25 protein-coding genes and 3 tRNA genes are annotated in these 25,580 nt (G+C 62.2%); 21 read left to right on the forward strand and 7 right to left on the reverse strand.

What is annotated here, in order from left to right:
- The first annotated feature begins 179 nt into the window (after nucleotides 1–179).
- Genes ABOA88_RS22965 through ABOA88_RS22975 form a run of 3 tightly spaced genes read left to right on the forward strand, consistent with a single transcriptional unit; the run spans nucleotide 180 to nucleotide 3,745 of the window.
- The gene (locus ABOA88_RS22965) at nucleotides 180–842 is read left to right on the forward strand and encodes a paraquat-inducible protein A (protein ID WP_196170728.1); all 663 of its coding nucleotides are present in this window, start codon (nucleotides 180–182) and stop codon (nucleotides 840–842) included.
- Complete coding sequence (locus tag ABOA88_RS22970; RefSeq protein ID WP_196170729.1) at nucleotides 829–1,452, forward strand: paraquat-inducible protein A; 624 nt, start codon at nucleotides 829–831, stop codon at nucleotides 1,450–1,452. Before ABOA88_RS22965 ends, ABOA88_RS22970 begins: the two co-directional genes overlap by 14 nt.
- A complete protein-coding gene (locus ABOA88_RS22975; protein ID WP_196170730.1) occupies nucleotides 1,445–3,745 on the forward strand; it encodes a PqiB family protein in 2,301 nt (766 codons plus the stop codon). The genes ABOA88_RS22970 and ABOA88_RS22975 overlap by 8 nt, the downstream gene beginning before the upstream one ends.
- Before the next feature lie 153 nt (nucleotides 3,746–3,898).
- On the opposite strand, the gene rpsT is transcribed toward ABOA88_RS22975, so the two are convergent.
- On the reverse strand, nucleotides 3,899–4,177 hold the full coding sequence (rpsT, locus tag ABOA88_RS22980; protein WP_010220592.1) for a 30S ribosomal protein S20: 279 nt from the start codon (nucleotides 4,175–4,177) through the stop codon (nucleotides 3,899–3,901).
- 250 nt (nucleotides 4,178–4,427) lie between these two features.
- Here rpsT and murJ point away from each other — a divergent pair, with 250 nt between their 5' ends.
- The 6 genes from murJ to ispH all read left to right on the forward strand — a co-directional run bounded on the left by murJ (nucleotide 4,428) and on the right by ispH (nucleotide 11,763).
- Nucleotides 4,428–5,966: a murein biosynthesis integral membrane protein MurJ gene (gene murJ, locus ABOA88_RS22985; protein ID WP_367852205.1), complete on the forward strand. Its 1,539-nt coding sequence runs from the start codon at nucleotides 4,428–4,430 to the stop codon at nucleotides 5,964–5,966.
- Between the two features lie 118 nt (nucleotides 5,967–6,084).
- The gene (ribF, locus tag ABOA88_RS22990) at nucleotides 6,085–7,035 is read left to right on the forward strand and encodes a bifunctional riboflavin kinase/FAD synthetase (protein WP_367852204.1); all 951 of its coding nucleotides are present in this window, start codon (nucleotides 6,085–6,087) and stop codon (nucleotides 7,033–7,035) included.
- Nucleotides 7,032–9,863 carry an isoleucine--tRNA ligase gene (gene ileS / locus ABOA88_RS22995; protein WP_196170732.1) on the forward strand — a complete coding sequence of 944 codons (2,832 nt, stop codon included), beginning with the start codon at nucleotides 7,032–7,034 and terminating at the stop codon, nucleotides 9,861–9,863. The genes ribF and ileS overlap by 4 nt, the downstream gene beginning before the upstream one ends.
- The gene (lspA, locus tag ABOA88_RS23000; protein ID WP_070093373.1) at nucleotides 9,856–10,371 is read left to right on the forward strand and encodes a signal peptidase II; all 516 of its coding nucleotides are present in this window, start codon (nucleotides 9,856–9,858) and stop codon (nucleotides 10,369–10,371) included. The genes ileS and lspA overlap by 8 nt, the downstream gene beginning before the upstream one ends.
- Entirely contained in the window at nucleotides 10,364–10,801 is a 438-nt protein-coding gene (gene fkpB / locus ABOA88_RS23005) for an FKBP-type peptidyl-prolyl cis-trans isomerase (RefSeq protein WP_043209672.1), read from the forward strand. Before lspA ends, fkpB begins: the two co-directional genes overlap by 8 nt.
- Nucleotides 10,802–10,815: 14 nt before the next feature.
- Nucleotides 10,816–11,763 carry a 4-hydroxy-3-methylbut-2-enyl diphosphate reductase gene (ispH, locus tag ABOA88_RS23010; protein ID WP_043209670.1) on the forward strand — a complete coding sequence of 316 codons (948 nt, stop codon included), beginning with the start codon at nucleotides 10,816–10,818 and terminating at the stop codon, nucleotides 11,761–11,763.
- On the opposite strand, the gene ABOA88_RS23015 is transcribed toward ispH, so the two are convergent.
- Nucleotides 11,764–12,255, reverse strand: coding sequence for a GspH/FimT family pseudopilin (locus ABOA88_RS23015; RefSeq protein ID WP_196170733.1), 492 nt, complete (start codon nucleotides 12,253–12,255; stop codon nucleotides 11,764–11,766).
- Between the two features lie 108 nt (nucleotides 12,256–12,363).
- Here ABOA88_RS23015 and ABOA88_RS23020 point away from each other — a divergent pair, with 108 nt between their 5' ends.
- Genes ABOA88_RS23020 through thiO form a run of 5 tightly spaced genes read left to right on the forward strand, consistent with a single transcriptional unit; the run spans nucleotide 12,364 to nucleotide 15,390 of the window.
- A complete protein-coding gene (locus ABOA88_RS23020) occupies nucleotides 12,364–12,711 on the forward strand; it encodes a type IV pilus modification PilV family protein (RefSeq protein ID WP_437437112.1) in 348 nt (115 codons plus the stop codon).
- Nucleotides 12,708–13,376 carry a PilW family protein gene (locus tag ABOA88_RS23025; protein WP_367852203.1) on the forward strand — a complete coding sequence of 223 codons (669 nt, stop codon included), beginning with the start codon at nucleotides 12,708–12,710 and terminating at the stop codon, nucleotides 13,374–13,376. The genes ABOA88_RS23020 and ABOA88_RS23025 overlap by 4 nt, the downstream gene beginning before the upstream one ends.
- Nucleotides 13,373–13,858, forward strand: coding sequence for a hypothetical protein (locus ABOA88_RS23030; RefSeq protein WP_367852202.1), 486 nt, complete (start codon nucleotides 13,373–13,375; stop codon nucleotides 13,856–13,858). Before ABOA88_RS23025 ends, ABOA88_RS23030 begins: the two co-directional genes overlap by 4 nt.
- Nucleotide 13,859: 1 nt before the next feature.
- Nucleotides 13,860–14,258 (forward strand): type IV pilin protein, encoded by a 399-nt coding sequence (locus ABOA88_RS23035; protein WP_274093149.1) that lies wholly within the window; start codon nucleotides 13,860–13,862, stop codon nucleotides 14,256–14,258.
- A gap of 34 nt (nucleotides 14,259–14,292) precedes the next feature.
- Nucleotides 14,293–15,390, forward strand: a complete 1,098-nt coding sequence (gene thiO / locus ABOA88_RS23040; RefSeq protein ID WP_367852201.1) for a glycine oxidase ThiO — start codon at nucleotides 14,293–14,295, stop codon at nucleotides 15,388–15,390.
- A gap of 98 nt (nucleotides 15,391–15,488) precedes the next feature.
- Here the strand turns inward: thiO and ABOA88_RS23045 are convergent, their stop codons facing one another.
- Complete coding sequence (locus ABOA88_RS23045) at nucleotides 15,489–15,719, reverse strand: PP0621 family protein (protein ID WP_043209659.1); 231 nt, start codon at nucleotides 15,717–15,719, stop codon at nucleotides 15,489–15,491.
- Nucleotides 15,720–15,812: 93 nt separating this feature from the next.
- Complete coding sequence (locus tag ABOA88_RS23050) at nucleotides 15,813–16,832, reverse strand: outer membrane protein assembly factor BamD (protein ID WP_043209657.1); 1,020 nt, start codon at nucleotides 16,830–16,832, stop codon at nucleotides 15,813–15,815.
- Nucleotides 16,833–16,980: 148 nt separating this feature from the next.
- On the opposite strand from ABOA88_RS23050, the gene rluD reads away from it, so the two are divergent.
- The 6 genes from rluD to ABOA88_RS23080 all read left to right on the forward strand — a co-directional run bounded on the left by rluD (nucleotide 16,981) and on the right by ABOA88_RS23080 (nucleotide 22,117).
- Nucleotides 16,981–17,943 carry a 23S rRNA pseudouridine(1911/1915/1917) synthase RluD gene (rluD, locus tag ABOA88_RS23055; protein WP_043209655.1) on the forward strand — a complete coding sequence of 321 codons (963 nt, stop codon included), beginning with the start codon at nucleotides 16,981–16,983 and terminating at the stop codon, nucleotides 17,941–17,943.
- A complete protein-coding gene (gene pgeF / locus ABOA88_RS23060; protein ID WP_367852200.1) occupies nucleotides 17,940–18,677 on the forward strand; it encodes a peptidoglycan editing factor PgeF in 738 nt (245 codons plus the stop codon). Before rluD ends, pgeF begins: the two co-directional genes overlap by 4 nt.
- 268 nt (nucleotides 18,678–18,945) lie before the next feature.
- Nucleotides 18,946–21,510, forward strand: coding sequence for an ATP-dependent chaperone ClpB (gene clpB / locus ABOA88_RS23065; RefSeq protein ID WP_043209651.1), 2,565 nt, complete (start codon nucleotides 18,946–18,948; stop codon nucleotides 21,508–21,510).
- A gap of 368 nt (nucleotides 21,511–21,878) precedes the next feature.
- Nucleotides 21,879–21,954: transfer RNA gene (locus tag ABOA88_RS23070), tRNA-Asn, on the forward strand.
- A 4-nt stretch (nucleotides 21,955–21,958) separates the two neighbouring features.
- A tRNA-Pro gene (locus ABOA88_RS23075) sits at nucleotides 21,959–22,035 on the forward strand.
- Between the two features lie 6 nt (nucleotides 22,036–22,041).
- Nucleotides 22,042–22,117 (forward strand) — tRNA-Lys (locus ABOA88_RS23080).
- A gap of 330 nt (nucleotides 22,118–22,447) precedes the next feature.
- Here the strand turns inward: ABOA88_RS23080 and ABOA88_RS23085 are convergent.
- From ABOA88_RS23085 to ABOA88_RS23095, 3 genes are all read right to left on the reverse strand, one after another.
- On the reverse strand, nucleotides 22,448–23,743 hold the full coding sequence (locus tag ABOA88_RS23085) for an NAD(P)/FAD-dependent oxidoreductase (protein WP_367852199.1): 1,296 nt from the start codon (nucleotides 23,741–23,743) through the stop codon (nucleotides 22,448–22,450).
- 84 nt (nucleotides 23,744–23,827) lie between these two features.
- Nucleotides 23,828–24,001, reverse strand: coding sequence for a DUF3094 family protein (locus ABOA88_RS23090; protein ID WP_043209647.1), 174 nt, complete (start codon nucleotides 23,999–24,001; stop codon nucleotides 23,828–23,830).
- A gap of 133 nt (nucleotides 24,002–24,134) precedes the next feature.
- On the reverse strand, nucleotides 24,135–24,764 hold the full coding sequence (locus tag ABOA88_RS23095; protein ID WP_043209644.1) for a DUF1780 domain-containing protein: 630 nt from the start codon (nucleotides 24,762–24,764) through the stop codon (nucleotides 24,135–24,137).
- A gap of 130 nt (nucleotides 24,765–24,894) precedes the next feature.
- On the opposite strand from ABOA88_RS23095, the gene ABOA88_RS23100 reads away from it, so the two are divergent.
- Entirely contained in the window at nucleotides 24,895–25,578 is a 684-nt protein-coding gene (locus ABOA88_RS23100) for an energy-coupling factor ABC transporter permease (protein WP_196170741.1), read from the forward strand.
- Nucleotides 25,579–25,580: the final 2 nt, after the last annotated feature.

The following is a 25,580-nucleotide window of genomic DNA, read 5'->3' on the forward strand; positions in this document are numbered from 1 at the left end:
ATTCATTTCGCAAAACCCCTATCTGCGTGAGCAGGTAGGGGTTTTGTCTTTTCTGGTTCCGACCGCTACGCTCCTCTGGCAAGCGGTCAGGCATCCAGAGCCATCCCTATGGCCATCATCTCCCACAATTTGAGTCAGAGCACTAGAATAGCGTCCATTCATCTATTCAGACTTTCGATATGCCTAATTCTGTCGACTCCGAAGCGCTGCTGGCCCATTTGCCGCTGGATAAGCTTGTGGCTTGTCACGAATGTGACCTGTTGATGCGTAAGCCGGTGTTGCAGAATGACGAAAAGGCACATTGCCCACGCTGTGGCTACGAGCTCTATGCCCATCGTCACAACGTGGTCAATCGCAGCCTCGCGTTAGTATTGACGGCTTTGCTGCTCTATGTGCCCGCCAACTTTCTGCCCATCATGCAGCTGCACTTGCTCGGCCAGACGTCGGACGACACTGTCTGGAGTGGGGTGCTGGGCCTATTCAACTCGAACATGCGTGGCGTTGCAGTCGTCGTATTCCTGTGCAGCATGGCGATCCCGTTGCTCAAGCTTCTCTGCCAGTTACTGGTTCTGTTGAGCATTCGCCTGGGTATCGGGCGAAGTTACGGATTGCTCTTCTATCGTATTTATCACCACCTGCGTGACTGGGGCATGCTCGAGGTCTACTTCATGGGAGTTCTGGTTGCCATCGTCAAACTGGTCGACCTCGCTGAACTGACCATAGGCCTGGGGCTGTTTTGTTTCATCAGCTTGTTATTGGTCCAGGTATGGCTGGAGGTAGTGATGTCGCCACATCAGATCTGGAGTGCGCTGTCGGGGGAGGATGAGCATGCGGGCGATTGATGCAGGCATCCTGGTCTGCAATGAGTGTCATGAGCTGAACCGGCAGGTGTCAGACAGTGATGAGCAGTCTTGTACCCGATGTGGTGCCATCGTCCATGCGCGGCGACCCAACAGCATCGTACGCACCTGGGCGCTGCTGATTACCGCGTCCATTCTCTATATTCCCGCCAACGTATTGCCAATCATGACGGTAAGCGCGCTGGGGCAGGGCAGCCCGGACACGATCATGTCTGGTGTCATCACCCTGCTCAAGCACGGCATGTTGCCTATCGCCGCCGTGGTGTTCATTGCCAGTATCCTGGTGCCCACCTTCAAGCTGGTGGGTATAGGGCTGTTGTTGTATTCGGTGCAACGTCACCAACCACTGTCGGCGCGTCAGCGGATCCTGATGTACCGCTTCATCGAATTCATTGGCCGCTGGTCCATGCTGGATATCTTCGTCATCGCCATCCTGGTGGCGGTGGTGAATTTCGGCCGTATTGCCAGTGTCGAAGCCAACCTGGGTGCCGTCGCCTTCGCCTCTGTGGTGATACTGACGATGCTCGCAGCTTTAACTTTCGATCCCCGACTGATTTGGGATAACACGGAGTCGGATAACGACCATGAGTGACATGCCTACGGCTAAAACCCGCCCAGCTTCGAACTGGTCGGCGATATGGATTTTGCCGCTGATTGCCTTACTGATAGGCGGCTGGCTGGCGTGGCAGGCCTATCGTGATTCGGGGGTAGATATCCAGGTTCGTTTCCTGTCCGGGGAAGGCATCGTCGCCAACAAGACAGAAGTGATCTACAAAGGCATGTCCGTCGGCAAGGTGAAGACTTTGGTGCTCGATGCCAAAGGAAGCAATACGGGAGTCATCGCCACCATCGAGATGAGGAAGGAGGCCGAGCCGCATCTGACCGCCGGGACGCGCTTCTGGCTGGTCAAGCCGAGCGTCAGCCTGGCGGGGATCACAGGTCTGGAAACCCTGGTTTCAGGTAACTACATTGCTGTCAGCCCCGGCGAGGGGGAGAAGACCAAGCGCTTTACCGCTCTCTCCGAGGCACCGCCGTTGTCCGATAGCGAGCCTGGCCTGCACCTGACCCTCAAGGCGGATCGCTTGGGCTCGCTCAATCGCGACAGCCCCATTTTCTACAAGCAGATCCAGGTCGGTCGTGTGAAGAGCTACCGCCTCTCCGAAGACCAGGACACGGTTGAGATCAAGGTGTTCATCGAGCCGGTTTACGCCAATCTGGTGCGCAAGCACACGCGATTCTGGAATGCCAGCGGCATCAGCATCGATGCGGATCTGTCGGGTGTGAAGGTCCGCAGCGAATCCTTGGCCAGTATTGTCGCCGGGGGGATAGCCTTTGCCACGCCTGAGTACCGCAAGGACAGCCCTCCCACCGACCCCAGCCTGCCTTTCCGCCTGTACGAGGACTTCGATGCTGCTCAGGCGGGTATCCGCATCAAGGTTAAGCTGACCGACTACGAAGGCCTGCAGGCCGGGCGCACTCCGGTGATGTACAAAGGTATCCAGGTGGGGTCGCTGAAGACGATGAAGATCGCGGACGATCTGACCAGCGCCACGGCCGAGCTGACTCTTGACCCGCTGGCCGAAGACTACTTGGTCGAAGGGACGCAGTTCTGGGTGGTCAAGCCTTCCATTTCGCTGGCCGGTATCACGGGCCTGGAGGCGTTGGTCAAAGGCAACTACATCGCCATACGTCCAGGCGAGAAGGGCGCCAAGCCGCAGCGCGAGTTCGAGGCGCGCCCGAAGGCGCCACCGTTGGACTTGAAAGCGCCAGGCCTGCACATGGTGCTGTTTGCCGATAACCTGGGGTCGCTGGAAGTCGGAAGCCCGGTGATGTATCGCCAGGTCAAGGTCGGTAGCGTGCAAAGCTACCAGTTTGCCCGCAACAGCAAGCGCATCCTGATTGGCGTGCATATCGAGAAGGAGTACGCCCACCTGGTCAACGGCTCCTCGCGCTTCTGGAATGCCAGTGGCATCACCTTGTCTGGCGATCTCTCGGGGATCAAGGTCAAGAGTGAATCGCTGCAGACGCTCATGGCGGGTGGTGTGGCGTTCGATACGCCAAAAGCTGATGTGCCTTTGAAACGGCGCATTCCACGTTTCCGTCTGCACGACAGCCAGGAGGCTGCGGATCGTGCAGGTACCCTGATCACCATTCGTGTGGATCGCGCCGATGGCCTCAAGCCGGGCACGCCTATCCGCTTCCGCGGCCTGGATGTGGGCAGTGTGGAAAGCGTCGACCTGACGTCCGACCTACAGGCTGTGCTGCTGCGGGCGCGCATTACCGGTGCTCAGGACCGCATCGCCCGGGTCGGCACCCGGTTCTGGGTTGTCAAGCCGGCCTTTGGCCTGGTACGTACCGAAAATCTCGATACCCTGGTAGGCGGGCTCTACCTTGAAGTCCTGCCGGCTTTGAAGTCCAAGGGGCCGCAGCGCGACTTCATCGCCTTGCCTGAGGCGCCTGAGATGACCGAGCCGGAGGTCGGCTTGCCGCTGACCCTCAGTGCACCGCGTCGTGGGTCCATCAAGCCCGGCGTGCCGGTGACCTATCGTGAGGTGACGGTGGGGAAGGTGACCGGCTTCGAGCTGGGGCAAACCGCTGATCGTGTACTTATCCACATCCTTATCGAGCCTCGCTATGCGGGCTTGGTGCGCGGTGGGAGCCGGTTCTGGAACAGCAGTGGCTTTGGCTTCGACTGGGGCCTGTTCAAGGGTGCCACGGTTCGGACCGAGTCCCTGGAGACCCTTATCGATGGCGGCATTGCCTTCGCGACGCCCGATGGCGACAAGATGGGCAGTCCGGCCCGGCCGCAACAGACCTTCGCCTTGTTCGACAAACCTGAGGATGAATGGCTGCTGTGGGCGCCGAAGATCCAGATCGGCAAGTAGAACGTGCAAAAGGGGCCGCAGTGCGGCCCTGTCACCATGCAAGGCTCGGCGCATGGCGTGGTGACGGGGTCTCACTGCGGCCCCTTTTCATTGGCTCAAATCGCAGGCAATAAAAAACCGACCCTAGGGTCGGTTTTTCGACAAGCGCATCGCTTAGGCAGCTGCAGCTTCTTTCAGCGCCTTGATGTGGCCATTCAGACGGCCTTTGTGGCGAGCAGCCTTGTTCTTGTGGATGATGCCTTTGTCGGCCATACGGTCGATAACAGGCACAGCCAGGGTGTAGGCGGCTTGCGCTTTTTCGGCGTCTTTTGCGTCGATGGCCTTGACTACATTCTTGATGTAGGTGCGGACCATGGAACGCAGGCTGGCGTTGTGGCTGCGACGCTTCTCAGCCTGTTTTGCACGTTTCTTGGCGGAAGGTGAGTTGGCCACCGTCGAGCTCCTCGAAAGACTTTAGGTAAATAGCAAACAAAATAGGCCGCGAATCATGCCGATCAGTCGAACGGTTGTCAAGGCCACCTTGAGGGTTCCGCCGAGCGGTTCGCGAGCGTGAAGGAATGATTCCTTTCTGCGCAGCGACCTGTAAACTCGGGAGTTTTGGCTTCCCCTTCAACGGCGCGGAAGTATCGCACACTCGGGCGCCTTCTGGCAGCGCCCTCCGTCCCTGGCGTGAAATTTTTCCATGAACCTGCTCAAATCCCTGGCCGCCGTCAGTTCCATCACCATGATCTCCCGGGTACTCGGGTTCATACGCGACACCATCCTGGCGCGGGTTTTCGGCGCCGGCATCGCTACCGATGCCTTCTTCATCGCCTTCAAGCTGCCCAACCTGCTGCGCCGGATCTTCGCCGAAGGTGCATTCTCGCAGGCGTTCGTGCCGATCCTGGCGGAGTACAAGACCCAGCAGGGCGAGGAAGCCACCCGCACTTTCATCGCCTACGTCAGCGGCCTGCTGACCCTGGCGCTGGCTCTGGTCACCGCCCTGGGAATCCTCGCCGCGCCCTGGGTGGTCTGGGTGACCGCTCCGGGCTTCGTCGACAGTGCCGAAAAATACGAGCTCACCACCGCCCTGTTGCGGGTGACATTTCCTTATATATTGCTGATCTCGCTGTCCTCGCTGGCTGGAGCGATCCTCAATACCTGGAACCGTTTTTCGGTGCCGGCCTTCACCCCGACGCTGTTGAACGTCGCCATGATCGCCTTCGCCGTGCTGCTCACCCCGTATTTCGACCCACCCATCATGGCCTTGGCCTGGGGTGTGCTGGCCGGTGGTCTGGCGCAGCTGCTGTATCAGCTGCCTGCGTTAAAGAAGATCGGCATGCTCGTGCTGCCGCGGCTGAACCTGCGCGACACTGGCGTCTGGCGTGTGCTCAAGCAGATGCTGCCGGCGATCCTCGGGGTATCCGTCAGCCAGATTTCCCTGATCATCAACACTATCTTCGCCTCCTTCCTGGTGGCCGGCTCGGTGTCCTGGATGTACTACGCCGACCGTCTCATGGAGTTGCCTTCCGGCGTGCTGGGCGTGGCGCTGGGCACCATCTTGCTGCCGACCCTGGCCAAGACCTACGCCAACCGTGATCGACACGAGTATTCGCGGATCCTCGATTGGGGGCTGCGCCTGTGCTTCCTGCTGGTGCTGCCTTGCACCCTGGCCCTGGGGATCCTCGCCGAGCCTTTGACCGTCGCGCTGTTCCAGTACGGCAAGTTCACTGCATTCGATGCTGCCATGACCCAGCGCGCCCTGATCGCCTATTCGGTCGGCCTGCTCGCGCTGATCTTGGTCAAGGTGCTGGCCCCGGGCTTCTATGCGCAGCAGAATATCCGCACGCCGGTGAAGATCGCGATCTTCACCCTGGTCTGCACCCAACTGCTCAACCTGGCCCTGATCGGTCCGTTGCAGCATGCGGGCCTTGCCTTGGCGATCAGCCTTGGGGCCTGCCTGAATGCCGGTCTGCTGTACTGGAAGCTGCGCAGCCAGCAGTTGTTCCAGCCGCAACCGGGCTGGGCGGTCTTCCTGTGCAAACTGGTGCTGGCAGTGGGCCTGATGTCCGGTGTACTGCTGGTTGGCATGCACTACATGCCCGCCTGGGAGCAGGGCGGGATGCTTGAGCGATTCCTGCGCCTGGGGGCGTTGATCCTCGCGGGTGTGGTGACCTACTTCGGTTGCCTGTACCTGTGCGGGTTCCGCCCTCGGCATTTTGCCCGCAAGGCCTTGCACTGAGGCCGATGGCGGGTCAGACGTCGGTTTTTCGCATTCCACGCCACCCCTTGGCGCTGCTGCCTGTCACCGGCGCCCGGGTGTGGTTATAATCGGCCACTTTATGAGCAAGAAGCGCGTTATGCAGCTGGTTCGAGGTCTTCACAACCTGCGCCCCGAGCACCGGGGCTGTGTCGCCACCATTGGCAACTTCGACGGGGTTCACCGTGGCCACCAGGCAATCCTGGCGCGCCTGCGCGAGCGTGGGCAGGCGCTTGACCTGCCGACCTGCGTGGTCATCTTCGAGCCCCAGCCACGTGAATACTTCGCCCCCGATACCGCACCCGCTCGCCTGGCCCGGCTGCGCGACAAGGTCGAACTGCTGGCTGCCGAGGGTATCGATCGAGTCCTGTGCCTGGCCTTCAACCAGCGCCTGAGCCAGCTCAGCGCCCAAGAGTTCGTCAAGGCCATCCTGGTCGACGGCCTGGGTGTGCGCCACCTCGAAGTTGGCGATGACTTCCGCTTCGGCTGCGACCGTGCCGGCGACTTCGCCTTCCTGGTCGAGGCCGGACATCAGTATGGTTTCAGCGTGGAAGCGGCCAACACCGTCATCCAGGACGGCCTGCGCGTCAGTAGCACCGAGGTGCGCAAGGCGCTGGCCCAAGCCGATTTCGAGCTGGCCGCGCACCTGCTGGGCCGCCCCTACCGTATCACCGGCCGGGTATTGCACGGCCAGAAGCTGGCACGCCAGCTCGGCACACCCACCGCCAATATCCAGCTCAAGCGCCGCCGCGTGCCGCTGAGCGGCGTCTACCTGACCAGCGCCGAGATCGACGGCAAGGTCTGGCCAGGTGTCGCCAACATCGGGGTTCGTCCCACCGTCGCCGGTGATGGCCGTCCCCATCTGGAGATTCATCTTTTGGATTTCGCCGGCGATCTGTATGGCCGGCGCCTGACGGTGGAGTTCCACCAGAAGCTGCGCGAGGAGCAGCGTTTCGCCTCCCTGGAGGCGCTGAAGTCGGCGATCGACGCGGACATCGCCGCCGCACGTGCCCATTGGCACGCTCAACCGCTAACGAAGAGCCTGAAATGACCGACTACAAAGCCACGCTTAACCTTCCGGACACCGCCTTCCCGATGAAGGCCGGCCTGCCTCAGCGCGAACCGCAGATCCTGCAGCGCTGGGACAGCATTGGCCTGTACCAGAAGCTGCGCGAAATTGGCAAGGATCGTCCGAAGTTCGTCCTGCACGACGGCCCGCCCTATGCCAACGGCAAGATTCATATCGGTCATGCGCTGAACAAGATCCTCAAGGACATGATCGTCCGTTCCAAGACCCTGTCGGGCTTCGATGCGCCTTACGTACCGGGCTGGGATTGCCACGGTCTGCCGATCGAGCACAAGGTCGAGGTCACCCACGGCAAGCACCTGACTGCTGACCGCACCCGCGAGCTGTGCCGTGAGTACGCCGCCGAGCAGATCGAAGGCCAGAAGACCGAGTTCATCCGCCTGGGCGTGCTGGGCGACTGGGACAACCCCTACAAGACCATGAACTTCGCCAACGAGGCCGGTGAAATCCGTGCCCTGGCCGAGATGGTCAAGCAAGGCTTCGTGTTCAAGGGCCTCAAGCCTGTGAACTGGTGTTTCGACTGCGGATCGGCCCTGGCCGAGGCCGAAGTCGAGTATGCCGACAAGAAATCCCAGACCATCGACGTGGCCTTCCCGGTCGCCGATGCCGACAAGCTGGCTGCCGCCTTCGGCCTGGCGAACCTCGCCAAGCCCGCCGCCATCGTCATCTGGACCACCACCCCCTGGACCATCCCGGCCAACCAGGCGCTGAATATCCACCCGGAGTTCAACTACGCCCTGGTCGACACCGGTGAGCGTCTGCTGGTGCTGGCCGAGGAATTGGTCGAGTCGTGCCTCAAGCGCTACAACCTGGAGGGTTCGGTGATCGCCACCGCGCCGGGTTCGGCACTGGAACTGATCAACTTCCGTCACCCGTTCTACGACCGCCTGTCGCCGATCTACCTGGCCGACTACGTCGAGCTGGGCGCTGGTACCGGCGTGGTTCACTCCTCGCCCGCCTACGGTGAAGACGACTTCGTCACCTGCAAGCGCTACGGCATGGTCAACGAAGACATCCTCACTCCGGTGCAGAGCAACGGCGTGTATGTCGAGTCGCTGCCGTTCTTCGGCGGCCAGTTCATCTGGAAGGCCAACCCGGCCATCGTCGACAAGCTGAGCGAAGTCGGCGCGCTGATGCACACCGAGACCATCAGTCACAGCTACATGCACTGCTGGCGCCACAAGACCCCGCTGATCTACCGCGCCACCGCCCAGTGGTTCGTCGGTATGGACAAGCAGCCCACCACCGGCGAGCCGCTGCGTGAGCGTGCCCTCAAGGCCATCGAAGACACCAAGTTCGTGCCGTCCTGGGGCCAGGCCCGCCTGCACGCGATGATCGCCAACCGCCCGGACTGGTGCATCTCGCGTCAGCGCAACTGGGGCGTGCCGATTCCGTTCTTCCTCGACAAGCAGACCGGCGAGCTGCACCCGCGCACCGTCGAGCTGATGGAAGCAGTGGCCAAGCGCGTCGAGAAGGAAGGCATCGAGGCGTGGTTCAAGCTGGACGCCGCCGAGTTGCTCGGTGACGAAGCCGGCCAGTACGACAAGATCTCCGACACCCTGGACGTCTGGTTCGACTCCGGTACCACCCACTGGCATGTGCTGCGTGGCTCCCACGATATCGGCCATTCGACCGGCCCGCGCGCCGACCTGTACCTGGAAGGCTCCGACCAGCACCGTGGCTGGTTCCACTCTTCCTTGCTGACCGGCTGCGCCATCGACAACCATGCACCATACCGCGAGCTGCTGACCCACGGCTTCACTGTGGACGAGAGCGGTCGCAAGATGTCCAAGTCGCTGGGCAACACCATCGAGCCGCAGAAGGTCAACGACACCCTGGGTGCCGACATCCTGCGCCTGTGGGTCTCGGCCACCGACTACTCCGGCGAGATGGCGGTCTCCGAGCAGATCCTGCAGCGCAGCGCCGACGCCTACCGTCGTATCCGCAACACCGCGCGCTTCCTGCTCTCCAACCTGTCCGGCTTCGACCCGGCCCGCGACCTGCTGCCGGCTGACGACATGCTGGCGCTGGACCGCTGGGCCGTCGATCGCACCCTGCTGTTGCAGCGTGAACTCGAAGAGCACTACAGCGAGTACCGTTTCTGGAACGTCTACTCCAAAGTGCACAACTTCTGCGTCCAGGAGCTGGGCGGCTTCTACCTCGACATCATCAAGGACCGCCAGTACACCACCGGCGCCAACAGTGTCGCCCGCCGCTCCTGCCAGACCGCGCTGTACCACATCAGCGAGGCCCTGGTGCGCTGGATCGCCCCGATCCTGGCGTTCACCGCCGACGAGATCTGGCAATACCTGCCAGGCGAGCGCAACGAGTCGGTCATGCTCAACACCTGGTACCAGGGGCTGTCCGAGCTGCCGGAAGGCTTCGAGCTGGATCGTGCCTACTGGGATCGCGTCATGGCGGTCAAGGCAGCGGTCAACAAGGAGCTGGAGAACCAGCGCGCGGCCAAGGCCATCGGTGGCAACCTGCAGGCTGAAGTTACCCTGTTCGCCGAGGAAGGCCTGAGCGCCGACCTGGCCAAGCTGGGCGATGAACTGCGCTTCGTGCTGATCACCTCCGCCGCCAGCGTGGTGCCGTTCGTCCAGGCGCCGGCCGATGCCGTGACCACCGAAGTCGAAGGCCTCAAGCTGAAAGTCGTCAAGTCCGGCCATGCCAAGTGCGGCCGTTGCTGGCACTTCCGCGCCGACGTCGGCAGCCACCCGGAGCATCCGGAAATCTGCGGCCGTTGCGTAGACAACCTCAGCGGTTCCGGCGAGGTGCGCCACTATGCCTAATCCTGCAGCGGGGCGCTTCGGGCGCCTTGCCTGGCTCTGGCTGAGCCTGGTGGTCCTGGTCCTTGACCAGGCCACCAAGGTCTATTTCGAGGGTGCCCTTAAGCTGTACCAGCAGATCGTGGTCATCCCCGACTACTTCAGCTGGACCCTGGCCTACAACACCGGCGCTGCATTCAGCTTCCTGGCCGACAGCTCCGGCTGGCAGCGCTGGCTGTTCGCCCTGATCGCCGTGGTGGTCAGCGCGGTGCTGGTGGTCTGGCTCAAGCGCCTGGGGCGCAACGACACCTGGCTGGCCGTGGCCCTGGCGCTGGTGCTGGGCGGTGCGCTGGGCAACCTGTACGACCGCATCGTGCTGGGCCACGTGGTCGACTTCATCCTGGTGCACTGGCAGAACCGTTGGTATTTCCCGGCCTTCAACCTGGCCGACAGCGCTATCACCGTTGGTGCGGTGATGCTGGCGCTGGATATGTTCAAGAGCAAGAAGTCCGGAGAACCTGTCCATGACTGAAACCCGTATCGGTCAGAACACTGAAGTCACCCTGCACTTCGCGCTGCACCTGGAAAACGGCGACACCGTCGACAGCACGTTCGACAAGGCTCCGGCCACCTTCAAGGTGGGCGACGGCAATCTGCTGCCAGGCTTTGAAACTGCGCTGTTCGGCTTCAAGGCCGGTGACAAGCGTACGCTGACCATCGTCCCTGAGAACGCCTTCGGCCAGCCGAACCCGCAGAACGTGCAGGTCATGCCGCGCTCGCAGTTCGTTGACATGGAGCTGTCCGAAGGCTTGCTGGTGATCTTCAACGACGCTGCCAACGCCGAGCTGCCGGGCGTGGTCAAGGCGTTCGATGACGACCAGGTGACCATCGATTTCAATCACCCACTGGCTGGCAAGACCCTGACTTTCGAGGTGGAGATCCTCGAGGTCAAGGCCCTGTAAGCCTGGAGCCGAGCATGCAAATCAAACTCGCCAACCCTCGCGGCTTCTGTGCGGGGGTCGACCGGGCGATCGAGATCGTCAACCGCGCCCTGGAAGTCTTCGGCCCGCCGATCTATGTGCGTCATGAAGTGGTGCACAACAAGTTCGTGGTCGAGGACCTGCGCAACCGCGGGGCCATCTTCGTCGAAGAGCTCGACCAGGTGCCGGACGACGTCATCGTCATCTTCAGCGCCCATGGTGTTTCCCAGGCCGTGCGCCAGGAAGCGGCCGGCCGGGGGCTGAAGGTGTTCGACGCCACCTGCCCGCTGGTGACCAAGGTTCACATCGAAGTGGCCAAGTACAGTCGCGATGGCAAGGAATGCATTCTCATCGGCCATGCCGGGCATCCGGAAGTCGAGGGCACCATGGGCCAGTACGACGCCAGCAATGGCGGCGCGATCTACCTGGTCGAGGATGAGGACGATGTCGCCAACCTTCAGGTTCGCGATCCCGAGCACCTGGCTTTCGTGACCCAGACGACCCTGTCGATGGATGACACCAGCCGTGTCATCGACGCCCTGCGTGCGCGCTTCCCGAACATCGGTGGCCCGCGCAAGGACGACATCTGCTATGCCACGCAAAACCGTCAGGATGCCGTCAAGCAACTGGCCGATGAGTGTGACGTGGTGCTGGTGGTCGGCAGCCCCAACAGTTCCAACTCCAACCGCCTTCGCGAGCTGGCCGAGCGCATGGGGACCCCGGCGTACCTCATCGACGGTGCCGAGGACCTGCAGCAAGGCTGGTTCGAGGGTGTGGCCCGCATTGGCATCACCGCTGGCGCCTCGGCCCCCGAAGTACTGGTGCGTGGCGTGATCGAACAGCTGCGTGCCTGGGGCGCCACCGGCGCTGAAGAGCTCGATGGCCGGGAAGAGAACATTACCTTCTCCATGCCCAAGGAACTGCGGGTTCGCTCGCTGATCTGATCAGGCGCCTGTGCACCGTGATGAGTCTCTCGTTCCGGTGCGCAGGTCGACCCTGCCGCTGGGGGCCAGCACCACCCAATAGCGGCTCGCTTGCTCTGTACGTGGACAAATCTCCAAGGTAGCCCCGAGAAATCCGCGATTTCCCCGCAGCGGAACGCCCAGGCCGCTGAATGTCACCTCATTGTCCACATTGCTGGCGATCTCGAGCCTGCGCGCGAGGCGTTGTTCGTGCAGTAGTTGCCCGTTGTGTGCCAGGTGTGTACGCCAGCCCAGTCCCCAGTCCCCCTCCAGCGCTTGTACCTGCACCGCTTGCTGCTGCAACACGGCATGGCTGCGTGCGCTACGCAGTGCTTGCGCCAAGTAGCGGGCCGCGGCGGCTTGGTGTAGGTCGTGGCTGAGATTGGCGTAGGCCGGCAATCCAACCTGTGCCAGAAGGCTGATCAGCGCCAAGGCGCACATCATTTGTATCAGTGTTGCTCCACGTTGCTGCACCGTGCATTCCTCCCAGGACGTGCTTCGCTGTAGCTTCGAGGCCGACGGATGGGGCGTCCAGTCGGCAGATTTGGAGAGCAAGGGCAGGAAAATTCCCAGGAGGGGAGGATGCAAGCGAAGGAGCGCGGCATAACGCTGTTGGAAGTGCTGTTGACGATGACTGTGCTGGCGCTGGGGTTGTTCGCTGCCGCGGCTCAACAGTTGCGGGGGCTGCAGGTAAGTGACGAGGCGCGACGTGACAGCCAGGCGGTCTATCTGGCGCAAGGGCTGTTGGAGCGGGGCAGGGCGGTCGGTGCCCTGCCGGAGACCGAGCGAGCGGATTGGCAAGGCCGGATCCGCCGGCTGCTGGGCGCTTCGGCGCAAGGGCGGGCGACGGGCGCCGGTGATATCTGGTCGTTGGAAATTCACAGGTCAGGCCAGGCGCTCATCAGCTTGCAGGGCAGGGTATCGCCATGAGACATACCCAGGCAGGCTTCGGGTTGCTCGAAGCCTTGCTGGCGCTGACGATCGGGCTGGTACTGCTGGGGGCGGCGAGCCACGTGTTCGTGTCCACCTATCAGGCTTGGCAAGCGCAGGCCGCCACGGCACGGCTGCAGGATGACGCCCGGCTGGCGTTGCATCGCATGGCTCAGGACATCCGTTCGGCCGGTATGTTGGGCTGCCTGCGTCACGACGCCATCACCTTCGATAGTCCGACGGCTGCCGCGGCCTTCACCCAGCCTGTGCGCATCGCCCGAACCGGCGACGGACGCCTGGAGAGCCTGAACCTTGTCGGTGAACAATTACCCGGTACCGGGCGACAACCGGACTGGGTACTGCTGACCGATTGCCTGAGCTGGGCGCAGGTCAGTAACCCACGCGACGCCAATGCGCGACCCGATGCGCTGCTGTTCCCGCTCCAGCGCGTCGCCTACCAACTGCAGGGCAATGACTTGCGACTGGTGCGTGGCAACCAGTCCCAGACTCTGATCGACCAGGTGCGTGACCTGCGCGTCACACTGGTGCCGACACAAGAGGGCGGGCGCGTCGATGTGCAACTCACGTTGTTCGAGCCGCGGCACCAGATCGAGCTGCGGCATGAGATGAGTGTGGCCCTGCGCAACCGGTTGCCCGAATCATGAGGCGCCAACGGGGCATCGTCCTTCTGACTGGAATGCTGCTGAGTCTGCTCTTGGGGCTGCTGGCGGCATCGGCGCTAAACGATGCCCTGCGACTGGCGCGCTCGACTGCTCAACTGCTGGTCAGTGCCCAGGCACTGGAGCAGGCCGAGGCAACCTTGCTGGAGGGACGTGACCGCTTGCTGCGTGCGCCACCTGGGCCCTGCTCGCCGCCATGTGCGCCGCCCGCCGAAGCCCATGACGTGCGGGGCGGGGAGGCGGCATGGCAGCGAGTGGAGCAGGGGTTTTTCTTGCTGCAGAACCTGGGTGAAAGCTCTCGGGTTGTACACCTTCCCGAAGACATCCCTGTGCGTCTGTTCAGGGTCACAGCGGTGAGTCAGCATCTGACGGCGCGGCATGTGCTGGAAGCGATCTACGCCGTTGAGACAGGGCAAGAGACGCGCGCCCAGCGCATCGTGTGGCGTCAACGATTGAGGGAGCAGTGACATGCAGCGAGGCCTTGGCCTGATCGAAGTGTTGATTGTGCTGGCTGTGACCGGCATTCTGGCAGCCATTGCCTACCCCAGTTACAGCGACCAGCTCAGGCGTGCCGCGCGAAGCGAAGTGATTGGCCTGCTACAGGATGCAGCCCTGCGTCTGGAGCGCCACAAAGCGCGTACCGGCCAGTACGCCAACCCTGACCCTCAGGTATCCCCTTTGCCTGTCGGCACACGCTATTACCGCTTGCTGGCGCAACGTGACGACGACAGCTTCGTACTGCTCGCCAGGCGCCTGCCCGATGGCCTGATGGCTGATGACCATTGTGGCGACTTCCAGCTCGACCAGGCTGGAGTGCGTGGCAATCCCGGCGCTGGCATGCCGGCCGAAGATTGCTGGGGACGTTGAAGGCCCGGTTTTAATTCAGGTAGTGGATCGACAGATGAGCAAGCAAGTAGTGATTGTCGGCGGTGGGGTGATCGGGCTGCTGACGGCGTTCAACCTGGCGCCGAAGGTCGACCAGGTGGTGGTATGCGATCAGGGCGAGGTGGGGCGCGAGTCGTCCTGGGCCGGCGGCGGTATCGTCTCGCCGCTGTACCCCTGGCGCTACAGCCCGGCGGTAACTGCCCTGGCGCACTGGTCGCAGGACTTTTATCCACAGTTGGGTGAGCGCCTGTTCGCCTCTACTGGCATCGATCCGCAAGTGCACACCACCGGCCTGTACTGGCTGGACCTGGACGACGAAGCCGAAGCCCTGGCCTGGGCGCAGCGTGAGCAGCGGCCATTGAGCGCTGTGGATATCTCGGCGGCATACGATGCAGTACCGGTACTTGGCCCTGGTTTCAAGCGCGCCATCTACATGGCGGGGGTGGCCAATGTACGTAACCCGCGCTTGGTGAAGTCACTCAAGGCAGCATTGCTGGCGATGCCCAATGTGACCCTTCGCGAGCATTGCCCGGTCAGCGGATTCTGCCAGGAAGGTGGCCGCATCACGGGCGTACACACCGCCGAGGGCGTGCTGGCGGCGGACGAGGTGGTTCTCAGTGCCGGTGCCTGGAGTGGCGACCTGTTGCGAACCCTTGGGTTGGAACTGCCGGTGGAGCCGGTGAAGGGGCAGATGATCCTGTTCAAGTGCGCCGAAGACTTCTTGCCGAGCATGGTCCTGGCCAAGGGGCGCTACGCCATTCCGCGTCGGGACGGGCACATCCTGGTGGGCAGTACCCTCGAGCACGCCGGGTATGACAAGACTCCCACCAACGAGGCGCTGGAAAGCCTCAAGGCTTCGGCGGTTGAGCTATTGCCGGCGCTGGCGAATGCCGAGGTGGTAGCGCATTGGGCTGGCCTGCGGCCTGGCTCGCCGGAAGGGATTCCCTACATCGGGCCGGTGCCTGGGCATGAAGGGCTGTGGTTGAACTGCGGGCATTACCGCAATGGGCTGGTGCTGGCGCCTGCATCGTGCCAGCTGTTCACCGACCTGTTGACCGGCGGTGAGCCGATTATCGATCCGCGGCCCTATGCGCCAGGTGCGCGTCTGGTTTGACTCCGCAGCTCCCACAGGGATCGTTACCCACCCTGTGGGAGCGGGTTTACCCGCGAATGGGCCGCGCAGGCAGCAGTTCCTGCAGCCAACGATCTATATCAGCGTTGCTGCCCTGGTCCTTGCTCCAGATGAGCCTGGCTGCAATACCAGTCATTGCCCCGCCGCAGGGCGCGATCGTTGGGCAGGTGCACGCCGCAGTGGGCGCAGCGCACCATCTTCAGTGGGTCATCGAGCTTGGGCTCGGAGGAAGACTGCTGGCTGGCGTTGAATTTGCGCCACAGCCAGAACGCAGCGCCGATCACGGCGATCCAGAAAAGTAGACGAACCATGGTGTCCAGTTTGTCGAGAGGAAAGACCGACAGTCTAGGGCGCAGCCAATAAAAAAGGGAGGCCTTGGGCCTCCCTTTCTGTTGCGCGTGATATCAGTCGAACAGACCAAAGGTCATGTAGCTGAACCACGAGCGGTCTTTTTCGGCTTCTTTCGGGCCTTCCGGCAGGATCGGGTTGCCGTCCTCGTCCTTGGGCAGCAGCTCTTCAGGCATCTCCGAGCGTGCATCCTGGAACTGCTTGACCACGTCTTGGTTGGCGCGGGTTTCGCCCGGCGGCAGCGGGGTTTCGGTTTCAATCAGGCCCAGGGTGGCCTTGGACAGCCAGGAGCGGTTGTCGGCTTCTTCCTGCTTGGGCTGGAACTGACCGTCGACCAGGCTCGGGTGGTCCGGGTAGTTGAGCTTGAGGGTTTCCAGGCTGGTGGCAGCCAGTTCGTCCAAGTGCAGGCGCTGGTAGGCCTCGACCATCACGGCCAGGCCGTCGCCCACCGATGGGGTTTCCTGGAAGTTCTCGACCACGTAGCGGCCACGGTTGGCGGCGGCCACATAAGCCTGGCGGCTGAGGTAGTAGTCGGCGACGTGGATCTCGTAGGAAGCCAGCAGGTTGCGCAGGTAGATCATGCGCTGCTTGGCGTCCGGCGAGTAGCGGCTGTTGGGGAAGCGGCTGGTCAGCTGGGCGAACTCGTTGTAGGAGTCGCGGGCGGCACCTGGGTCACGCTTGGTCATGTCCAGTGGCAGGAAGCGCGCCAGCAGGCCGCGGTCCTGGTCGAACGAGGTCAGGCCCTTGAGGTAATAGGCATAATCGACGTTCGGGTGCTGCGGGTGCAGGCGGATGAAGCGCTCGGCGGCGGATTTGGCAGCCTCCGGCTCGGCATTCTTGTAGTTGGCGTAGATCAGTTCCAGCTGTGCCTGGTCGGCGTAGCGGCCGAACGGGTAGCGCGATTCCAGGGCCTTGAGCTTGTTCACGGCGCTGGTATAGCTGTGGTTGTCCAGGTCGGCCTGCGCCTGCTGGTACAGCTCGGCCTCGCTGAGGTTCTCGTCGACGACTTCCTTGTTGGAGGAACAGGCAGCGGTGAGCCCGAGAATGGCGATCAGCAGCAGGTGTTTCACTTGCATGGCGGCTTGCGTCCCTTTGACGGCCGCTGTCTTGGGCGGTGCCGTCCTGTTATGATGAGCGCCCCCGGCCAAACCCGGGGCAAAAGAAGCCGTATTTAACCACAAGCGTGCAGCTGAAACCAAAGGCTGTGCGCCCGCCGAATCGAGCATGTCCGAGATCATTCAACTTAGCGCAGAGGTCCCGTCCGAACTGGGCGGCCAACGCCTCGACCAAGTCGCCGCCCAACTCTTCTCCGAGTACTCGCGCTCGCGCCTGTCCTCGTGGATCAAGGACGGCCGCCTGACGGTCGACGGCGCGGTACTGCGCCCGCGCGATATCGTCCACAGCGGCTCCGTCCTGGCCCTCGATGCCGAGCAGGAAGCCCAGGGTGAATGGGTAGCCCAGGACATCGAGCTGGACATCGTCTACGAAGACGACCAGATCCTGGTGATCAACAAGCCTGCCGGGTTGGTGGTACATCCGGCGGCGGGCCATGCCGACGGCACCCTGCTCAATGCCTTGCTGCACCACGTGCCGGACATCATCAACGTGCCGCGTGCCGGTATCGTGCATCGCCTGGACAAAGACACCACCGGCCTGATGGTGGTGGCCAAGACATTGCAGGCCCAGACCAACCTGGTCGACCAGCTGCAAAAGCGCTCGGTCAGCCGCATCTACGAGTGCATCGTGGTCGGCGTGGTCACCGCCGGTGGCAAGATCGATGCGCCCATCGGCCGTCACGGCGGTATGCGCCAGCGCATGGCGGTGACCGACGGCGGCAAGCCTGCGGTCAGCCACTATCGCGTGCTCAAGCGCTTCCGCTCGCACACCCATGTGCGGGTCAAGCTCGAAACCGGCCGTACCCACCAGATCCGTGTGCACATGGCCCATGTGGGCTTCCCGCTGGTCGGCGACCAGACCTACGGCGGGCGCTTCCGCATTCCACCGGCAGCCAGCGTGGCCATGGTCGAGGCGGTCAAGCACTTCCCGCGCCAGGCCTTGCATGCGCGCTTCCTGGCGTTGGACCATCCAACCACTGGTGAACGCATGGAGTGGGCCTCGCCGCTGCCGGACGATTTCGTCTGGTTGCTGTCGCTGCTTGCCCAGGACCGCGAGAGCTTCATCGGATGAGCGGCCTGACGCAGTCGCTGCTGTTCCCCGACTGGCCGGCCCCGGCCTCGGTGCACGCCTGCGTCACCACCCGCGAGGGCGGCGTCAGCCTGCCGCCCTATGAGACCTTCAACCTGGGTGACCACGTGGGCGACGACCCGGTTGCGGTCGCCGAGAATCGCCGCCGCCTGAGCGACGCCTTCGGCATCCGGCCAGCCTGGCTCAAGCAGGTGCATGGCCTGGTTGTGGCCGATGCCGACCCGGCGGTGGTGGCCGAGGCCGACGCCAGTTTCACCGACCAGCCCGGCATTGCCTGCACGGTGATGACCGCCGACTGCCTGCCAGCCCTGTTCTGCGACCGCGCCGGTACCCGCGTGGCGGCTGCTCATGCGGGCTGGCGCGGATTGGCCGGCGGTGTGCTGGAAGCCACGCTTGATCGTCTCGGTGTTCCAGCCGACGAGGTGTTGGTGTGGCTGGGCCCGGCCATCGGGCCGCAGGCGTTCGAGGTGGGGCTGGAGGTGCGCGATGCTTTTACCGCCGTGTACCCCGAGTCTGCAGCAGCCTTCGTCGACGGAGAGCGCCCGGGCAAACTGATGGCCGATATCTACCAGTTGGCGCGTATCCGCCTGGCGGCACGTGGGGTCACCGCTGTGTATGGTGGCGGTTTCTGCACGGTCAACGACCCTCGCTTCTTCTCTTATCGCCGCACGCCGCAAGGCGGTCGTTTCGCTTCGTTGGTCTGGTTGCGGCCTTGATGGCCTTGGGGCCGCCTCGCGCCCCATCCCAGGTTTCGCCAGCGCTTACAGCACCCGCAGCTTTCACAGATACCACAGCAGTGGCGCAGTCTGGAGCTGGCAACGCCTGCGATTTAGCTCCCGATCAAGACCTGCACTGCTGACTTATGTCAACCCCGCTAAGCTTGAAAAACCCAGAATCAGCCTTATCTATATGGTCATCTCAGGCAGGTTCTTCATTACAGGTGCTATCCATCGCTCCGCCTGCCCTTATCAGGAAGGTATCCCCATGCGAATAGACCGTTTGACCAGCAAGCTGCAACTGGCGTTATCCGATTCCCAATCCCTGGCCGTTGGCATGGACCATCCGGCCATCGAACCCTTGCACTTGATGCAGGCGCTGATCGACCAGCAGGGCGGGTCCATCAAGCCGCTGCTGATGCAGGTCGGCTTTGACATCAATGGCCTGCGTCAGGCTCTGGCCAAAGAGCTGGACCAACTGCCGAAAATCCAGAATCCCACGGGCGATGTGAACATGTCCCAGGATCTGGCGCGCCTGCTCAACCAGGCCGACCGCCTGGCCCAGCAGAAGGGCGACCAGTTCATTTCCAGCGAGCTGGTGCTGCTCGCCGCCATGGATGAGAACAGCAAGCTTGGCAAACTCCTGCTCAGCCAGGGCGTGAGCAAGAAGGCGCTGGAAAATGCGATCAACAACCTGCGCGGCGGTGCGGCGGTCAACGACCCCAATGCCGAGGAGTCGCGCCAGGCCCTGGACAAGTACACCGTCGACCTGACCAAGCGCGCCGAGGAAGGCAAGCTCGACCCGGTGATCGGCCGTGACGATGAGATCCGCCGTACCGTGCAGGTCCTGCAGCGTCGTACCAAGAACAACCCCGTGCTCATCGGTGAGCCTGGTGTGGGCAAGACCGCCATCGCTGAAGGCCTGGCCCAGCGCATCATCAACGGCGAAGTGCCCGATGGCCTCAAAGGCAAGCGTCTGCTCGCCCTAGACATGGGCGCGCTGATTGCTGGCGCGAAGTATCGCGGTGAGTTCGAAGAACGCCTCAAAGCGTTGCTCAACGAATTGTCGAAGCAGGAAGGCCAGATCATCCTGTTCATCGACGAACTGCACACCATGGTCGGCGCCGGCAAAGGCGAGGGCGCCATGGACGCCGGCAACATGCTCAAGCCGGCCCTGGCCCGTGGTGAACTGCACTGTGTGGGCGCAACCACGCTCAACGAGTATCGCCAGTTCATCGAGAAAGACGCAGCGCTCGAGCGCCGCTTCCAGAAGGTGCTGGTCGAGGAGCCGAGCGAGGAAGACACCATCGCCATCCTGCGTGGCCTGAAGGAGCGCTACGAGGTGCACCACAAAGTGGCCATCACCGACGGTGCCATCATCGCCGCAGCCAAGCTCAGCCACCGCTACATCACCGACCGTCAGTTGCCGGACAAGGCTATCGACCTGATCGACGAAGCGGCCAGCCGCATCCGCATGGAGATCGACTCCAAGCCTGAAGTGCTCGACCGCCTCGACCGTCGCTTGATTCAGCTGAAGGTGGAGTCCCAGGCGCTCAAGAAAGAAGAAGACGAGGCCGCGAAAAAACGCCTCGAGAAGCTGACCGAGGAAATCGAACGTCTGGAGCGCGAGTACTCCGACCTGGAAGAAATCTGGGCCTCGGAAAAAGCCGAGGTGCAGGGTTCTGCGCAGATCCAGCAAAAAATCGAGCAGGCCCGTCAGGAACTCGAAGCTGCCCGCCGCAAGGGTGACCTGAGCCGCATGGCCGAGCTGCAGTATGGGATCATCCCTGATCTTGAGCGCAGCCTGCAGATGGTCGACCAGCACGGCAAGACCGAGAACCAGTTGCTGCGTAACAAGGTGACTGAGGAAGAAATCGCCGAAGTGGTCTCCAAATGGACTGGCATCCCGGTGGCCAAGATGCTCGAAGGCGAGCGTGAGAAGCTGCTGAAGATGGAAGAGTTGCTGCACCAGCGCGTGATCGGCCAGAACGAAGCCGTCACCGCCGTGGCCAACGCCGTACGTCGCTCCCGGGCCGGTCTTGCCGACCCGAATCGTCCAAGCGGCTCGTTCCTGTTCCTCGGCCCGACCGGTGTGGGCAAGACCGAGTTGTGCAAGGCGCTGGCCGAGTTCCTCTTCGATACCGAGGAGGCCATGGTGCGGATCGACATGTCCGAGTTCATGGAGAAGCACTCCGTGGCTCGCCTGATCGGCGCTCCACCCGGATACGTCGGCTACGAGGAGGGCGGTTACCTGACCGAGGCCGTGCGTCGCAAGCCGTACTCGGTGGTGCTGCTGGACGAAGTGGAGAAGGCTCACCCGGACGTGTTCAACGTGCTGTTGCAGGTACTTGAAGATGGCCGCTTGACCGACAGCCATGGCCGTACCGTGGACTTCCGTAACACGGTGATCGTGATGACCTCCAACCTGGGCTCGGCGCAGATCCAGGAACTGGCTGGTGACCGTGAGGCGCAACGTGCGGCGGTGATGGACGCGGTGAGTTCGCACTTCCGTCCGGAGTTCATCAACCGGATCGACGAAGTGGTGGTGTTCGAGCCGCTGGGCCGCGAGCAGATCGCCGGTATCACCGAGATCCAGCTTGGCCGCCTGCGCAGCCGTCTGGCCGAGCGCGAGCTGTCGCTGAGCCTGAGCCCGGAGGCCTTGGACAAACTGATCGCAGTCGGTTACGACCCGGTGTATGGCGCACGGCCACTCAAGCGTGCGATTCAGCGCTGGATCGAAAACCCGCTGGCGCAGTTGATCCTCGGTGGGCAGTTCCTGCCTGGCGCGGCGATCACCGCCAAGGTCGAAGGCGACGAAATCGTCTTTGCCTGAGCCCGGCAATCAAGAAAGAGCCCCGCATTTGCGGGGCTTTTTCGTTTTGGCGTTCTGGTGTTGGGCCTGACGTAGCAGCTGCGGGGCAACGCAAACCCCTGATTTTTCTGGCTCCGATCTAACTTGCTGAATATTTTGAAAAAAATGCTTGCACAGAAAATCGAGTGCCCCTAATATACGCCCCGCTGTCAGGCACTACACAGATCACCGGCGGTACAAGGGATCTGAAAACAATTTGCAAATCAGTAACTTGAAAGCAAATTGGGGGTTGACAAGCAAAACGAAGAATGTAGAATAGCCGGCCTCAGCAGCGACAACGCTGAAGAGTTCGAAGCTAACACAGACTTCGAAGTTGTACGAAGTTCAGTTCCGCGATAGCTCAGTCGGTAGAGCAAATGACTGTTAATCATTGGGTCCCTGGTTCGAGTCCAGGTCGCGGAGCCAATTTCGGGGTGTAGCGCAGTCCGGTAGCGCGCCTGCTTTGGGAGCAGGATGTCAGGAGTTCGAATCCCCTCACCCCGACCATTTTCAGGGTCGTTAGCTCAGTTGGTAGAGCAGTTGGCTTTTAACCAATTGGTCGTAGGTTCGAATCCTACACGACCCACCATGTAAAAAGGGCATCTCGAATGAGATGCCCTTTTTCTTTTGCCTCGAATTTATCCAAACCTGTCAGTGCCGAGTCTGTTGAAGCGGGTTCACCCGCGAAAGCGATGGTGGATTCACTCCCGTATTCGCGGGTAAACCTGCTCCCTAAGTCACGACGACGCCCGTCAGCGCCGCTTCAAGTCCCCGGCGTTGTCGCACAAAAAAAGCACCTTCCGGTGCCTTGATGTGTATCGCTACCCCTTGTGGGAGCGGGTTTACCCGCGAAAGCGATAGCCGATTCACTATCGTACTCGCGGATAACCCCACTCCCTCAAGTGAGGGTCTGGCACTGTCAGTGCAGCTTAAGACGCGGCTCAGTACCCCGACCAATCTTGCTGCCCAGCATCATCAGCGCCGTGCGGAAGAACCCGTACAACGCCATCTGGTGCATCCGGTACAGCGACACATAGAACATCCGCGCCAACCAGCCCTCCAGCTTCACGCTGCCCATCAGGTTACCCATCAGGTTGCCCACCGCCGAGAAGCGCGACAGCGAAACCAGCGAGCCGTAGTCCTTGTATTCATAAGTCGGCAGCGGCTTGTTCTCCAGTCGAGCCTTGAGGCTCTGGGCAAGCATCGAAGCCTGCTGGTGCGCGGCCTGGGCCCGCGGCGGTACGTTGCGGTCGCTACCTGGTTGCTGGCAGGCGGCGCAGTCGCCGAAGGCGAAGATGTTGTCGTCGCGGGTGGTCTGCAGGGTCGGGCGCACCACCAGCTGGTTGATGCGGTTGGTTTCCAGGCCATCAATGTCCTTGAGGAAGCCTGGCGCACGGATACCGGCAGCCCATACCTTGAGGCTCGCCTGGATCACTTCGCCGGAGGCCGTCTTCAGACCATCCTCGGTCACTTCGCTGACCGCCGCGTTGGTCATCACTTTCACCCCGAGTTTTTCCAGGGTCTTGTGCACCGGTACGCTGATGCGCTCAGGCAGGGCAGGCAACACGCGTGGGCCTGCCTCGATCAGGGTGATGTGCATGTCCTTGGGCTGGATGCGGTCCAGGCCGTAGGCCGCCAGTTCGTGGGCCGCGTGGTGCAGCTCGGCCGCCAGTTCCACACCGGTAGCGCCGGCACCGACGATGGCCACGCTGATCTTCTCGCTGGCCGCGTCACCGGCATGGGCGCGCAGGTAGTGGTTGAGCAGCTGCTGATGGAAGCGCTCGGCCTGCTTGCGGGTATCCAGGAACAGGCAGTGCTGCGCTGCACCGAGTGTGCCGAAGTCGTTGGTATTGCTGCCCACGGCGATGACCAGGGTGTCGTAGCCCAGGGTGCGCGCAGGCAGCAGTTCGCGACCTTCTTCATCGAGGGTTGCGGCCAGTTGGATCTGCTTGGTCTCACGGTCCAGGCCGCTCATGCGCCCCAGCTGGAAATTGAAGTGATTCCACTTGGCCTGGGCCACGTAGTTCAGTTCGTCTTCCGAGGAGTTCAGCGAGCCGGCGGCCACTTCGTGCAGCAGGGGCTTCCAGATGTGCGTGAGGTTGGCGTCGACCAGGGTGATCTCGGCCTGCTTGCGCTTACCCAGGCTTTTACCCAGGCGGGTCGCCAGTTCCAGGCCGCCGGCGCCGCCGCCGACAATCACGATGCGATGAGTCATGGGGATATCTCATAAGGTTTAAGGAATTCTTGGCCCCAAGGGCCGGCCGCGACAGGGGCGAGGGGAGGGCGAGCGCAAGGCAGCTCATAGCACCAGTCCACTCAACAGGCGGCTAAGCAGGCCCAGGCCGATGGTCACTGCCACCACCACCACGAGGAGCAGCAAAGGCCGGAATGGCTTGCGCTCGACTCGATGCTGAGGGGCTTGCAGGTATTCATCGACACGACGCTGATCTTCTGGATTCAAGCGGCTGGTCATGGTGGGCCTCGTCAGATAGACGCTTGTGACTGCGAAAACACCACAGGGTTCTCGCAAGCACTTGATATCGAATGATAATGCTTTCTATCACTGGCGCCGAGTGTACGCCATCGCAAAGACTCTCGGCAGTGGATCAAAGACTGATACCGACATCGAAGACAATGCTGCGCCCCAGGTTCCCGCGCAGAAAATCCGGTGCATCGGGGTGGGCGAACAGCACCCGGGCGAACGTCGGTCCCACCAGCGACAGCGAGCGCCACCCCTGGCGCAGGTACTCGGTGGGCGGCGGGAAGTGGCTGTTGAGGTCCAGCACCTCGCGCTTGAGGCTGGCGAAGGCGATGATGTCCAGCTCGCTCAGGTCCAGCCCGCGTTCCCGATAGTTGTGCGCCTTCTTGCGCAGCGTCGGGGCCAGGCGCCCGAGCAGCTCCTGGGCGCTGATCCGCCTTGGCCGCGCCTCGCGACGCACCAGCTGGCTCAGGGAAAACGCACTGCGCCGGCGTTGCAGCTCCTCGCGCCATTCGTCATTGAGCCGACGCCCTTCATCGAGTACGAAGAACACCTCGAAGGCGGCATCACGAAACAGCACATCGGGCGGCTCCTGGCCCGCCGGTGTGAAGTCCTCGCTGCGATAAGCGATGTTCAAGCCTTGCAACAGGCGCTGGCACACCCAACGCTCTCGTTCCCATTTACGGGCGTTGGAGAGAAAGGCATTGGCTTGTTCGGCCTGGATGGTGAGCAGGCGCAGGTAGTCTGAGTCATCCATGGGAACAAGCTTAGTCGCTAATCCATGACGGTAAGATGCTGTTTGTGCGCAGGAATCCGGTGGCCGAACGATAGCCTTGGCAATCGGGTGTAGACTCGGCGTATCCGCGACCGTCCGAAGGAGCGAACCGGTGATCAGTGCGCAGGTCCTGTCCACCACCAGCCTGACCCTGGGTTGGCTCGGCTATGTGCCCCTGTTGGTATGGGCCCTGAGCCGCACGCGTTGGGTCGAGTTGTTCAGTGACAGCCGCCGCCAGCATTTGCTGTTTGGCACGGTCTTCGGCTTGTTCGTGCTGTGGTTGGTCCGGCGGGACTTCGACACAGGCGTCTCCTACCACTTCATCGGCATGACTGCGGTGACCCTGCTGCTGGACTGGCCGCTGGCGATTCTCGGCGGTTTCCTCGCCCAACTCGGATTGCTGGCGCTGGGCCGTCAGGACCTGGCCGCCTTGGGCGTCAACGGCCTGTTGATCATCGGCCTGCCGGTGCTGGTCACGGAAGTGTGCGCGATCCTGGTCGAGCGCGCCCAGCCGCGTAACCTGTTCGTCTATATCTTCTCTGGATTTTTCGCCGCGGCGTTGTCGGCCTTGCTGTGCGTCCTGGCTGGGCTTGGCCTGCTCTGGCTGGATGGGCGTTTCGCCATGCCGGAATGGCTGTCGGACTTCATTGGCTACCTGTGGTTGATCATCTTCCCCGAGGCTTTTATCAATGGCACGGTGATCAGTGCGTTGGTCGTGTTTTGTCCGGAGTGGTTGGAGACGTTCAATCGCACCCGATATTTACAGGCGCCTTGGAATGACGACGAGAGGCGTTGAAT

The sequence above is a fragment of the Pseudomonas sp. PKS genome, from assembly GCF_051913525.1.
Lineage (GTDB): Bacteria > Pseudomonadota > Gammaproteobacteria > Pseudomonadales > Pseudomonadaceae > Aquipseudomonas > Aquipseudomonas guariconensis_D.